Source organism: Serratia sp. MF1(2023) (assembly GCF_030954545.1).
Taxonomy (GTDB): Bacteria; Pseudomonadota; Gammaproteobacteria; order Enterobacterales; family Enterobacteriaceae; genus Serratia; species Serratia sarumanii.
In genome coordinates, this window is the sequence record NZ_JAVHUX010000024.1 from 19,185 (window position 1) to 31,349 (window position 12,165).

The following is a 12,165-nucleotide window of genomic DNA, read 5'->3' on the forward strand; positions in this document are numbered from 1 at the left end:
TACTTTGGCACGTGTTCTCCTTATTGATTTTACTTTCCTGTTATGGTGTTCGCTCCGGGGCCAGGGCAGACTCCGCGCTATCATGACGGCAGCCCTCTTCAACCTTGTTCCGGACGCCGCCCGCCGCGCTTGCCACCACCGCGCAACAGGCGAATTCTTCACTTTTGGCGCTCAAAATACTGCGTTAAGCTTATACATAAACTCAACTTGCCACTTATTGTGGGCAAAGACGCGGTGAGATACAACCGAACCGCCCCCATGTAGGGTCAATTCTTACTGTGACAACAGGAGTCAACCGTGGTGCCATTTTTTGATAAATCACAAACCGTCGATAAGGCAAGCGCGCTGCCTGGCCGCACCACGCCAATGCCTGTCACAACGCTCAACGTGGTCACCGAACACTCGATGACCCAGGTGCCGGCAGGCATGGAGGTGGCGATCTTCGCCATGGGCTGTTTCTGGGGCGTTGAGCGCCTGTTCTGGCAGCAGCCGGGCGTCTACAGCACCGCCGCCGGCTACAGCGGCGGCTACACGCCGAACCCGACCTACCGCGAAGTGTGCAGCGGCCAGACCGGCCACGCCGAAGTGGTGCGCGTGGTGTTCGATCCGCAGGTCGTCAGCTACAAACAGCTGCTGCAGGTGTTCTGGGAAAATCACGATCCGGCGCAGGGCATGCGCCAGGGCGGCGACGTCGGCACCCAGTACCGCTCGGCGATTTATACGCTGAGCCCGGAGCAGCAGGCCGAGGCGGAAAGCAGCCTGCAGCGCTTCCAGCAGGCGATGGAGGCGGCGGGCGACAAGCGCGTCATCACTACCGAGATCGCGCCGGCGCTGCCGTTCTATTACGCGGAAGACGATCATCAGCAGTACCTGTTCAAGAATCCGGAAGGCTACTGCGGGCTGGGCGGCATCGGCGTTTGCCTGCCGCCGCAGGGCTGATCCGATGCCGGCCGGCGGCACTTTTTTAACCGCTGGCGGCCCCTGTGGGGCAACTGCTATACTGTGCGGGCCGCTTCTGCGGCCCGATAGCTTCCCTTCTGGTTGTTATCGCTGCTTTTTTTACTATGTACTACCCTTCCTCAAGAGCGCCGGCATCCCGTCGGCACGTATGGATAGATTATGTTAAACAGTATTTTACTGATTCTTTTTCTGATCGCGGTGAGTGCGTTCTTCTCACTGTCGGAAATCTCTCTGGCCGCCTCGCGCAAGATCAAACTGAAGCTGATGGCGGACGAAGGCAACGTCAACGCCGCCAGAGTGCTTAAACTGCAAGAAACCCCAGGCATCTTCTTCACCGTGGTGCAGATCGGCCTGAACGCCGTGGCCATCCTCGGCGGTATCGTCGGCGACGCGGCTTTCTCTCCCACCTTCAAGGTGTTGTTCGATCGTTTCCTGTCGCCCGAACTGGCGGAACAGGTCAGCTTCATCTGCTCCTTCGTGCTGGTGACCAGCCTGTTTATCCTGTTCGCCGATTTGACCCCGAAGCGCATCGGTATGATTGCACCAGAGACGGTCGCCGTCCGGATCATCAACCCGATGCGTTTCTCCATCATGATCTTCCGCCCGCTGGTGTGGTTCTTCAACGGCATGGCCAACCTGATCTTCCGTATGTTCAAGCTGCCGATGGTGCGCAAGGACGACATCACCTCCGACGACATCTACGCGGTGGTGGAAGCCGGCGCCCTGGCGGGCGTGCTGCGCAAGCAGGAACATGAGCTGATTGAAAACGTGTTCGAACTGGAATCGCGCACCGTGCCGTCTTCGATGACCTCGCGCGAAAGCGTGGTGTACTTCGACCTGCGCGAAAGCGAAGAGAGCATCAAGGAGAAGGTCTCGACCCATCCGCACTCCAAGTTCCTGGTGTGCGACGGCCATATCGATCAGGTGGTCGGCTACGTCGACTCCAAAGACCTGCTGAACCGCGTGCTGGGCAACCAGAGCCTGGTGCTGAGCAGCGGCGTGCAGATCCGCTCGGCGCTGATCGTGCCGGATACGCTGACGCTGTCCGAAGCGCTGGAAAGCTTCAAGACCGCCGGCGAAGACTTCGCGGTGATCCTCAATGAATATGCGTTGGTGGTGGGCATCATCACCCTCAACGACGTGATGACCACGCTGATGGGCGATTTGGTCGGCCAGGGCCAGGAAGAGCAGATCGTGGCGCGCGACGAAAGCTCATGGCTGATTGAGGGCGGCACGCCGATCGACGACGTGATGCGCGTGCTGGATATCGACGAGTTCCCGCAGGCAGGCAACTACGAGACCATCGGCGGCTTTATGATGTATATGCTGCGCAAGATCCCGAAACGCACCGACTTCGTCAAATACGCCGGCTACAAGTTCGAAGTGGTGGATATCGACAGCTACAAGATAGACCAGTTGCTGGTCACCCGGCTGAGCGACAAACCGGCAGCGGTGCTGCCGAAAGCGCCGGAAGACACCCCGTAGCTTGACGGCGATAAGACAAAAACATCAGCGGCCCCATCGGGGCCGCATTTTTTTACCGCTGTCAGCGAGGTGTTCACCCCATCTCGGCCTGCAGCAGCAGCACCTGACGGTTCACTTCAGACATCACGCTGAAATGGCGCTTGTCGCGAATCTTCGGCGGCAGGATTTTCCCCTCGTCGAATTCAAATGCGCCCACGTCCTTGATATACAGCCTTCCGCGAAACAGGGTCTTAACGTACTTCGCCACTTTCAAAGGGTTATAACGCTGGAAGATTCTCATTCTTTTACGCTCCTCCCGTTGATCCATGCGCTCAGCGAGCCGCCAAAGGTGGCAGCCTCGAAATTCAGAACGCAACTTGATTGCATGTAGTAGACCCAGTAAAGACCAGATCGTTCACTTCTGCCCGGTGATCTGCACTGGATTTACACTTTTTGACAGAATTGTATATGATAATTTATAACGTTTTCAGGATATCCCTTCAAAATCTGATGATTAGCGAACCAAGGGAAAATCTGCGATCCGGTTAACAGGACAGACCTCTTATCACATCCTATGCTTTAGGCTGTCGAAGTGCTGTCGCACAAATTCCCCCCATTACAAGGAGAAAGCATGAAAACAAGTCGCATGCTGATGGTATCCCTGCTGCTCGCCCCGCTTTTCGCTTCCGCGCACAACTTCCAGCTCCAGCAGCGCGTGGCGCCGGTCGGCGTCAGCGACAAAGGAGAGCTCAATTACGCTGAAGGTAATTTTAGCTACCAGAACTGGAACAGCGCGCAGCTCAGTGGAAAAGTGCGAGTGATACAACATATTGCCGGCCGCAGCTCCGCCAAAGACATGAACGACCCACTGATTGAAGCGATCAAGAAGGCGAAGCTACCACACGATCGTTACCAAACGACGACAATCGTCAACACCGACGATGCCCTGATGGGCACCGCGATGTTTGTGCGCAGCAGCATTGAAGACAGCAAGAAGGAGTTCCCGTGGTCGCAGTTTATCGTCGACAGCGACGGTAACGTGCGCAAGGCCTGGGATCTGCAGCCGAAAGGCTCCGCCATCGTGGTGCTGGATAAGCAAGGGCGCATTCAGTTTGCCAAAGACGGCGCGCTGACGCCGGAAGAGGTGCAGCAGGTGATGTCCAAGCTGCACCAGCTGTTGGCGAACTAACTCAGAACAGCGACACCCGGAAGCCGGGGTTGAGGAAGGATTCACGCGGGGTATAGAGCAACGGCTTGCCCTGCCAATCGTGAATTTGCGCCCCGGCGGCCACCGCCACCGCATGCCCTGCGGCGGTATCCCAAATGTTGGTCGGCCCGAAGCGCGGATAGAGCTGCGCCTTGCCTTCCGCCACCAGGCAGAACTTCAGCGAGGAACCGACGGACACGGTCTGGTGCTCGCCCAGTTGCTGCAGATAATCTTTCAGCTCGTCGTCGATATGCGAGCGGCTCACCACCACCAGCGGCGGATGCGCGTTGCTGACGCCGATCGCCTGCCGCACGCCCTTCTCTTCTTTCCAGGCCTTGCCGCGCTCCGCCAGATACAATACGTCTATCGCCGGCGCGTACACTACGCCCATCACCGCCTGCCCCTCTTCAATCAGGGCGATATTGACCGTGAACTCACCGTTGCGGTGCAAGAACTCTTTGGTGCCGTCCAGCGGATCGACCAGCCAGTAACGCGTCCAGCTGCGGCGCTCTTCCCACGCCGGCGGATCTTCTTCCGACAGCAGCGGCACCTCTGGCGTCAGCGCCGCCAGGCCGCGCTTGATGATGTGATGCGCCGCCAGATCGGCCGCCGTCACCGGTGAATCATCTTTTTTCTGTGCGACATCAAGCGGTTGTTCACCGTCGTACACCGCCATGATCGCCGCCCCCGCCTCGCGGGACAGTTGGCAAATTCGCTCTAACATCATGCACCTCAACTCTGCATCTCCGTGGGAAATTTCCCTCTGTCTCTGCTAGCAGACTAGTTTTTTTTACGCCGAATATCCATCTCAACCGGCTAACCCCCGGGAATTCCTCAGATCTTGTTGGGCACAACTGTGAACTTCCCCGCGTTACCTGCCGCCGTTTTCTGCCACACTTCACAGTTTACTGTGGCAAGCAATGTTAATTACATTTCCCTCTGCGATAACACTCGAATAATGGAATGGAGAGCCCCCAAATGATGAAGCATCCACTGACGCTGTCCGCGCTTGCGCTGCTGGTGTGCGCCTCGGCGCAGGCGGCGACCGTCGATCTGCGCGTGCTGGAAACCACCGATCTGCACAGCAACATGATGGACTTCGATTACTACAAGGACACGCCGACCGACAAGTTCGGCCTGGTGCGCACCGCCAGCCTGATCCAGCAGGCGCGCCAACAGGCTACCAACGCGGTGTTGGTGGACAACGGCGACATCATTCAGGGCAGCCCGCTCGGCGACTACATGGCGGCCAAGGGGTTGAAGCCGGGCGACGTGCACCCGGTCTATAAGGCGATGAACACGCTGGACTACGTGGTCGGCAACATCGGCAACCATGAGTTCAACTACGGGCTGGACTACCTGAAGAACGCCATCGCCGGCGCCAAATTCCCGTACATCAACGCCAACGTCGTCGACGCCAAAACGCAAAAACCGCTGTTCACGCCGTACATCATCGTCGATACGCCGGTGAAGGACCGCGACGGCAAGGCGCATACGCTTCGCATCGGCTACATCGGCTTCGTGCCGCCGCAGATCCTGGTGTGGGATAAAGCTAACCTGCAGGGCAAAGTGACGGTGGACGACATCACCGCCACCGCCAAGCGCTACGTGCCGGAAATGCGTAAACAGGGCGCCGATCTGGTGGTGGCGATCCCGCATTCCGGGCTGTCCAGCGAGCCTTACAAGGCAATGGCGGAAAACTCGGTCTATTACCTCAGCCAGGTGCCGGGCATCGACGCCATCATGTTCGGCCACGCCCATGCGGTGTTCCCGAGCAAGGACTTCGCCAACATCAAAGGCGCGGATATCGATAAAGGCCTGCTGAACGGCGTACCGGCGGTGATGCCGGGCCAATGGGGCGATCATCTCGGCGTGGTCGACCTGCAGCTCAACAACGATGGCGGCAGCTGGAAAGTGACCGCCGCCAAAGCGGAAGCGCGGCCGATCTACGACAAAGAGAACAAGAAATCGCTGGCGGCGGAAGACGCCGCGCTGGTGAAAGTGTTGGCGGACGATCACAAGGGCACGCGCGAGTTCGTCAGCCAGCCGATCGGCAAATCCGACGGCAACATGTACAGCTACCTGGCGCTGGTGCAGGACGATCCGACGGTGCAGATCGTCAACAATGCGCAGAAGGCCTACGTTGAACATTACATTCAGGGCGATCCGGATCTGGCCGATCTGCCGGTGCTGTCGGCGGCGGCGCCGTTCAAGGTCGGCGGCCGCAAGAACGATCCGGCCAGCTTCGTCGAAGTGGAAAAGGGCCAGCTCACCTTCCGCAACGCCGCCGATCTCTATCTCTACCCCAATACCCTGGTAGTAGTGAAGGCCAGCGGCAAAGAGGTGAAAGAGTGGCTGGAGTGCTCCGCCGGCCAGTTCAACCAGATCGACGTCAACAGCGCCAAGCCGCAGGGCTTGATCAACTGGGACGGCTTCCGCACCTATAACTTCGACGTGATCGACGGCGTCAACTACCAGATCGACGTCAGCCAGCCGGCACGCTACGACGGCGAATGCCAGCTGATCAACGACAAGGCGGAGCGCATCAAGCAGCTGACCTTCAACGGCAAGCCGATCGATCCGAACGCCACCTTCCTGGTCGCCACCAACAACTACCGCGCCTACGGCGGCAAGTTTGCCGGCACCGGCGACAAACACATCGCCTTCGCTTCGCCGGATGAGAACCGTTCGGTGCTGGCGGCCTACATCAGCGCCGAAACCCAACGGCACGGCGCGGTGCATCCGCAGGCGGACAACAACTGGCGTTTGGCGACCTTCAACAGCCAGCAGCCGCTGGATATCCGCTTCGAGACTTCGCCGTCGGACAAAGCGACGGCGTTTATCAAGGAGCACGCTCAATATCCGATGATCGCCGAGGGCAATGATCGTATCGGCTTCACGGTCTATCGCATCGATTTAAGCGCGAAATAATCACCCGGCCGGGGCAATTCCCCGGCCAGCTTCGCTATTTTCCCACTGGCGCGCCCTTTAAATTGCATTTAAAATGCATGTTATAAAATTCCTTCGTTTAAAGAGGCACTACCATGGATTACCGCAACCAATCCCTTGGCGCGCTCGCCATCGCCATTCCCCGGGCATCCCGGCTGTTTCGCCAGCATCAGCTGGATTTCTGCTGCGGCGGCCGGCAGTCGCTGGCGCGCGCCGCCGAGCGTAAAGGGCTGGACATCGACCAGTTGGAGAACGCGCTGGCCGCACTCGCCGCCACGCCGGAACAAAGCCGGGACTGGCGCACAGCGCCGCTCGGTGAGGTGATCGATTACATTCTGCCGCGCTTTCATCAGCGGCACCGCGAGCAATTGGCCGAACTGGTGCTGATGGCGGAAAAAGTCGAACGCGTGCACGGCGACAAACCCAGCTGCCCGCGCGGGTTGGCGAAGCAGCTGAACCTGATCCGTCTGGATCTGGAGAATCACATGATGAAAGAGGAACAGATCCTGTTCCCGCTGATCAAACAGGGCATGGGGCCGCAGGCCGCCGGACCGATTTCGGTGATGGAGCATGAACATGACGAGGCGGGTGAGCAGCTGGAAGTGGTGAAGTTCCTCACCGATAACGTGACGCCGCCGGAGGGCGCCTGCACCACCTGGCGAGCGCTGTACACCGGCATCGATGAGTTTATCGGCGATCTGATGGAGCACATCAGCCTGGAAAACAATCTGCTGTTCCCGCGCGCGCTGCGCGGCGCATAAAATAAGGGCGCCACGAAGGCGCCCGGAGCAATCCTCGGTGGGATTACAGGATTTCCAGCAGCTCGACGTCGAACACCAGCGCGCTGAACGGCGGGATGGACGCGCCTGCGCCACGCTCGCCGTAGGCCAGGTTATGCGGGATATACAGCTGCCATTTGGAGCCGACCGGCATCAGGGTCAGCGCTTCGATCCAGCCTGGGATCACGCCGCTGACCGGGAATTCTGCCGGCTGGCCGCGCTCGACCGAGCTGTCGAACACGTCGCCGTTGATCAGACGACCGGTGTAGTGCACGCGCACACGGTCCTGACGGGACGGGATCGGGCCGTTGCCCTGCTCCAGGACGGAGAACTGCAGGCCGGACTCGGTCAGCGTCACGTCGTCGCGCTTGGCGTTGTCGTCCAGGAATTTCTGGCCTTCAACGGCCATCGCCTGCTGGCGCTCGCGGCGCACCGCGTCCGCACGCTCGTGGATTTCACGCAGCGCACGGTGCACCACGTCTACCGGAACCGCCGGGGCATTCCCTTCCAGCGCGTCACGCAGGCCCGCCAGCAAAGCTTCCGGTTGCAAACCTTCCAGCCCGGACTCTTGCAGCTGCTGGCCGACCTGTAAACCAATCCCGTAACTTGCTTGCGCTTCAACGCTGTCAAAAGAAGGGGTTGTCATGGGGTTTTCCTTAAGTCTGTAAAAAGTCGAAAGCGCAGCATAACAGCGCGTCAATGCCGGGTAAAATCTTGTGTGGAGAATGATGACTTTTGTCGTAGAAAAAGAAACAATAACCTTCTGTTAACGCCCGCAGCCGCAAACCCCGGCCCTGCCGCTCAGCCGCCTTTCACTTCAATCAGTTAGCGGACTATACTGAAAGCAGGATATCGGGCAGGCGACGCGTTTGCCGCGCCGCGCTCATTATTTCGCCGTCGAAGAGAGGTCACCATGGGCAGAATCGCGCCCAGGAGAAGGAAAACCACCCGCATCTACCAGCCGCTGCTGCGCACCTGGCTGAACGTCAGCCAGCGCCTGAAATCGGGCGCCGCACCCACGTCTGAAGGCGCGGAACCGCCATCGGAGCCACCGCCGGCCAACGACAAAATGCAGCAGGTCAAAGCGCTGCTGGCCAAAGTCTGGCATCTGCCGGACGGTTTCCATTGGATGGAGCCGCTGCCCTACTTTCACCGCCGCTGGGTGCTGATTTTCGGCGCTATCCTGCTGCTGGCCCTGCTGTGGCCCTACTCGCCCGAAAGACAGCCGTTCCCGGTATCCCAGCAGGAAACCAGCGTGCCGTTGCAGGCCGAGCGGCAAAACGGCGGCGGCGCCACTCCAGCCAACGAACCGACGCCGGCGGGCAACTGGCAGCGTTACCAAATTCAGCCCGGCCAGACCCTGGCGCAGCTGTTTCGCGACAACAATCTGCCGGTGAATGAAGTGTTCGCCATGGCGCAGGTGGAAGGCGGCGACAAGCCGCTGAGCAACATGAAAGCCGGCCAGGAAGTGCGCATCGAACGCGGTGCCAACGACATGATTAACGCGCTGTCGGTGACCACGGTGGACAACAGCCAGGCGCTGTTCCGCCGCCAGGCCGACGGCAGCTACCGCCGGGAACGTTAACCTCTACAGCTGCGCCAGCAAAAACTCGCGCAGCACCACGCCCTGGTTGTGCTCGGTATCTTTGCTGCCATACAGCAGCGTCAGCGCTTGCCCCTGCCGTAACAGCGCCACCAGCGGCCGCCAGGCGTCGTTGGCCGCCAGCTGTTGGCGATAACGCGCCTCGAAGACCGCCCACTGGTCGGTATGCTGATGGAACCACTTGCGCAGCTCATCATCCGGCGCCACCTGTTTCAGCCACTGCACGCCCGTCAGCCGCTCCTTGCTGATGCCGCGCGGCCATAGCCTGTCTATCAGATAACAGTGTTCCGGCGCCGGCGCGCTGAAATCGTAAACCCGCTGTAGCGTAATCTTTGCCATCGCACGCTCTCCTTTTCATCCCGTCTTCAAGCGTAGCGCGTTTTGCCGGGCGCAGAAAAGCAAAACGCCAGCGCGAGGCTGGCGTTTTAACCGGGTTAACAGCAGCGTAAATTACGCTTCTGCAACCACAACTACATTCAGCTGTGCGAACACGTCGCTGTGTACCTGGAAGTGCACTTCGTGCTCGCCAGTGGTACGCAGAACGCCGTTCGGCAGACGAACTTCGCTCTTGGCAACTTCAACACCTGCCGCAGTCACTGCGTCAGCGATGTCGCGGGTGCCGATAGAGCCGAACAGTTTACCTTCGTCGCCAGATTTGGAAGCGATGGTGACTGAACCCAGTTCGTTGATCTTGGTTGCGCGAGCTTCAGCAGCAGCCAGAACGTCAGCCAGTTTGGCTTCCAGTTCAGCACGGCGTGCTTCGAAGAACTCAACGTTTTTCTTGGTAGCAGGAACAGCTTTGCCCTGTGGTACCAGGAAGTTACGAGCGTAGCCCGCTTTAACGTTAACTTGATCACCCAGGCTGCCCAGGTTTGCTACTTTATCAAGCAGAATAACTTGCATTACCTTATCCTCTCAAAGTCGTTAATGGACAGTGGCCGATTACTGATGACGATCAGTGTACGGCAACAAAGACAGGTAGCGCGCGCGCTTGATAGCACGGGCCAGCTGGCGCTGATATTTTGCACGAGTACCGGTGATACGGCTCGGTACAATTTTACCACTTTCGGTGATGTAGTTTTTCAGCGTAGCGATGTCTTTATAGTCAATCTCTTGAACGCCTTCCGCGGTGAAACGGCAGAACTTGCGACGACGGAAATAACGTGCCATTTGGCTAGTCTCCAGAATCTATCAATTCAATCTGCTCGGCATGCAGAACCAATTTACTCAGCCCGTTGCGCCCTTGATGGCAGCTTACAAAGCCTTGCACGGTAATCTGACTGCCGACCGTTAATCTTTGAGTTAGTGCTTGTGACTGTTGTCCGCTGACAACCACGGGCATTCGGCACCATGCTTGTCTGCTGAATCCGGCTTCCATCTGCTGCGAACGGTGCTCTAGCACAAATTGGCAGTGCGGTATCCCGGAAGGACTCACTTTTCGAACCGGCGCCTTGCACACAGTGCCCGACAAAACCAGACGATTAGCCGTCACGGCGGCAATTACTCTTCAGAATCCCCAGCATCTGCATCATCTGCGGTTTCGTTAGCGAAGTCTTCGCGGCGATCGCCACGACGTTCGTCTTTCGCTTTAACCATCGGAGATGCTTCAGTTACCGCGTGCTTAACGCGCATAACCATGCTGCGGATAACGGCGTCGTTGAAGCGGAAGTTAGTTTCCAGCTCATCGATCGCTTCCTGCGGCGCTTCAACGTTCAGCAGAACGTAGTGAGCCTTGTGCAGTTTGTTGATCGGATAAGCCAGCTGACGGCGGCCCCAGTCTTCCAGACGGTGAATCTGACCTTGCGCGTTAGTGATGGTAGCACTGTAACGCTCGATCATGCCCGGAACCTGTTCGCTTTGGTCAGGATGGACCATAAAAACGATTTCGTAATGACGCATCGAATTGCTCCTTACGGATTATTCAGCCTCCTGTCAGGGTCAACCGCGGCCCATGGAAGCAAGGAACGTGTTTAGTGTGCGGCTGAAAAATGACGCGTAATCATACTGACGCAGGGCGGGAAACTCAAGGACTGCGTGGGTTTTATTCGCGTTAATGTGAGGCGTTATGGGAAATAGCACGATTTGCTCGTGGGAGAACCTATGTACGCCGATCCATCGGTTTCAAAAATCTTTCAATGAAATCAGCGCTGAGTCACAAATCTATTTCACTTTTTTTGAAAGAGGCCATCAAAAGACCCCGCTTTTTAATCCGCCGCAACGGACTAAAATTAACCATATCCGCCGCAGACAGCGCGACGAAAAAGATTCCAGGTTATTCAATGCAGATAAATGACTTTTTGCCGCAGCGACACTCGCTGTCAGGCCGTAACGGCAAAAAGTAAGAGAGGCACTATGAAACGCATCATTCTCGCAACGGCGCTGGCCGCCCTGTTCTCCGCCAACGTAATGGCCGCCACGGAGATCACGTCGCACCAGGCCGATCAACGCCAGAGCGTCGGCTTCATCACCCTGAACCAGAACGTGGTTTCGCCGGATGACGCCAGCAGCCAGGTCAGTAAAATCGCCGATCAACGCGGCGCGACCTCTTATCGCATCATCGCCCTGCACGAACCGGGCGACAACAGCACGATGCACGTCAGCGCCGAGCTGTATCGCTAAAGAGACAAGCCACGCCAGGGAAATCCCCAGGGCTTCATCAGAAAGCCCGTTCAGTCCGCACCGGAGCGCCGCTCGTTGGGCGCTCCGCTTTCCTCATCACAGCTTGAGCAGCGCCGGCATGCTGAACGCCTTGCCCGGATTGTGCAATTGCAGCGCCGTCCGCAGATAGTTCGTTCGCGTTTGCAGCAGCTCTGCGCTTTCCGCCAGCGTCGCCCGCTGTTCGAACGAGAGCGTACCGGCTGCCGCGGGGTGAGTGGGCGCCGCTTTCGCCGCGGAGGCGAACAGCGCCGTCACGTTTTGCATCGTCTGCGCGGTGATGCGCGACAGCGGATTCGCTTTGTTTTGCCGCGCCTTGCCGTCGGCGGCCCCCAACATCTCGCTGAAGGCCGCTGAGTTAAGCTCGGCGCGTGCTTTCATCGTTCCCATTAAACCGGCCGCACTGCCTAATGCTGGTCACTTAAGGGTGGCCAGCAACTTTTTTATCTGGATATTTCCTGCTTCTGGCTCTGAGCTCTCTCGGATAACTTCGCTCTCTGCGACCTGGCAACACCAGCCATTTTGCCTGTTCATACAACGTTCTGAGC

General features: G+C 58.3%; 17 protein-coding genes. 8 read left to right on the forward strand and 9 right to left on the reverse strand.

All coding sequences use genetic code 11. From position 1 onward, the window contains the following. Window positions 1-297: 297 nt before the first annotated feature. Window positions 298-939 carry a peptide-methionine (S)-S-oxide reductase MsrA gene (gene msrA / locus REA38_RS13935; protein WP_374213791.1) on the forward strand — a complete coding sequence of 214 codons (642 nt, stop codon included), beginning with the start codon at window positions 298-300 and terminating at the stop codon, window positions 937-939. 180 nt (window positions 940-1,119) lie between these two features. Further along, entirely contained in the window at window positions 1,120-2,445 is a 1,326-nt protein-coding gene (locus REA38_RS13940) for a hemolysin family protein (protein WP_033636802.1), read from the forward strand. A gap of 73 nt (window positions 2,446-2,518) precedes the next feature. Here the strand turns inward: REA38_RS13940 and REA38_RS13945 are convergent, their stop codons facing one another. After that, complete coding sequence (locus tag REA38_RS13945; RefSeq protein WP_033636801.1) at window positions 2,519-2,725, reverse strand: DUF1107 domain-containing protein; 207 nt, start codon at window positions 2,723-2,725, stop codon at window positions 2,519-2,521. Between the two features lie 330 nt (window positions 2,726-3,055). Between REA38_RS13945 and REA38_RS13950 the strand changes: the two genes are divergently transcribed. After that, window positions 3,056-3,613, forward strand: coding sequence for a YtfJ family protein (locus REA38_RS13950; RefSeq protein WP_033636799.1), 558 nt, complete (start codon window positions 3,056-3,058; stop codon window positions 3,611-3,613). A 1-nt stretch (window position 3,614) separates the two neighbouring features. Here the strand turns inward: REA38_RS13950 and cysQ are convergent, their stop codons facing one another. Continuing rightward, window positions 3,615-4,355 carry a 3'(2'),5'-bisphosphate nucleotidase CysQ gene (cysQ, locus tag REA38_RS13955; RefSeq protein ID WP_033638653.1) on the reverse strand — a complete coding sequence of 247 codons (741 nt, stop codon included), beginning with the start codon at window positions 4,353-4,355 and terminating at the stop codon, window positions 3,615-3,617. A 254-nt stretch (window positions 4,356-4,609) separates the two neighbouring features. Between cysQ and REA38_RS13960 the strand changes: the two genes are divergently transcribed. Together REA38_RS13960 and ytfE are read left to right on the forward strand one after the other, a co-directional pair. Then, window positions 4,610-6,562: a bifunctional 2',3'-cyclic-nucleotide 2'-phosphodiesterase/3'-nucleotidase gene (locus REA38_RS13960; protein WP_308886060.1), complete on the forward strand. Its 1,953-nt coding sequence runs from the start codon at window positions 4,610-4,612 to the stop codon at window positions 6,560-6,562. 113 nt (window positions 6,563-6,675) lie between these two features. Further along, window positions 6,676-7,341 carry an iron-sulfur cluster repair protein YtfE gene (ytfE, locus tag REA38_RS13965; protein ID WP_033648691.1) on the forward strand — a complete coding sequence of 222 codons (666 nt, stop codon included), beginning with the start codon at window positions 6,676-6,678 and terminating at the stop codon, window positions 7,339-7,341. Window positions 7,342-7,384: 43 nt separating this feature from the next. Here the strand turns inward: ytfE and fklB are convergent, their stop codons facing one another. Further along, complete coding sequence (fklB, locus tag REA38_RS13970; protein WP_004933618.1) at window positions 7,385-8,005, reverse strand: FKBP-type peptidyl-prolyl cis-trans isomerase; 621 nt, start codon at window positions 8,003-8,005, stop codon at window positions 7,385-7,387. A 267-nt stretch (window positions 8,006-8,272) separates the two neighbouring features. Between fklB and REA38_RS13975 the strand changes: the two genes are divergently transcribed. After that, entirely contained in the window at window positions 8,273-8,944 is a 672-nt protein-coding gene (locus REA38_RS13975; protein ID WP_308886061.1) for a LysM-like peptidoglycan-binding domain-containing protein, read from the forward strand. Between the two features lie 3 nt (window positions 8,945-8,947). Here REA38_RS13975 and REA38_RS13980 read toward each other — a convergent pair whose 3' ends face one another. The 5 genes from REA38_RS13980 to rpsF form a co-directional block, all read right to left on the reverse strand. After that, window positions 8,948-9,301: a DUF488 domain-containing protein gene (locus REA38_RS13980; protein WP_033648693.1), complete on the reverse strand. Its 354-nt coding sequence runs from the start codon at window positions 9,299-9,301 to the stop codon at window positions 8,948-8,950. Window positions 9,302-9,412: 111 nt separating this feature from the next. Then, entirely contained in the window at window positions 9,413-9,865 is a 453-nt protein-coding gene (gene rplI / locus REA38_RS13985) for a 50S ribosomal protein L9 (protein ID WP_004933629.1), read from the reverse strand. 39 nt (window positions 9,866-9,904) lie between these two features. Then, window positions 9,905-10,132 carry a 30S ribosomal protein S18 gene (gene rpsR, locus REA38_RS13990; protein WP_000135199.1) on the reverse strand — a complete coding sequence of 76 codons (228 nt, stop codon included), beginning with the start codon at window positions 10,130-10,132 and terminating at the stop codon, window positions 9,905-9,907. Window positions 10,133-10,136: 4 nt separating this feature from the next. After that, the gene (priB, locus tag REA38_RS13995; protein ID WP_049233092.1) at window positions 10,137-10,454 is read right to left on the reverse strand and encodes a primosomal replication protein N; all 318 of its coding nucleotides are present in this window, start codon (window positions 10,452-10,454) and stop codon (window positions 10,137-10,139) included. 8 nt (window positions 10,455-10,462) lie between these two features. Next, entirely contained in the window at window positions 10,463-10,861 is a 399-nt protein-coding gene (gene rpsF / locus REA38_RS14000; RefSeq protein ID WP_004933634.1) for a 30S ribosomal protein S6, read from the reverse strand. Between the two features lie 236 nt (window positions 10,862-11,097). Between rpsF and REA38_RS14005 the strand changes: the two genes are divergently transcribed. Both REA38_RS14005 and REA38_RS14010 read left to right on the forward strand, forming a co-directional pair. Beyond that, window positions 11,098-11,304 (forward strand): hypothetical protein, encoded by a 207-nt coding sequence (locus tag REA38_RS14005; RefSeq protein WP_125863085.1) that lies wholly within the window; start codon window positions 11,098-11,100, stop codon window positions 11,302-11,304. A gap of 10 nt (window positions 11,305-11,314) precedes the next feature. Further along, window positions 11,315-11,581 carry a DUF1471 domain-containing protein gene (locus tag REA38_RS14010; protein ID WP_033654897.1) on the forward strand — a complete coding sequence of 89 codons (267 nt, stop codon included), beginning with the start codon at window positions 11,315-11,317 and terminating at the stop codon, window positions 11,579-11,581. A 96-nt stretch (window positions 11,582-11,677) separates the two neighbouring features. On the opposite strand, the gene REA38_RS14015 is transcribed toward REA38_RS14010, so the two are convergent. After that, a complete protein-coding gene (locus REA38_RS14015) occupies window positions 11,678-11,998 on the reverse strand; it encodes a hypothetical protein (protein ID WP_308886062.1) in 321 nt (106 codons plus the stop codon). Between the last annotated feature and the right edge of the window lie 167 nt (window positions 11,999-12,165).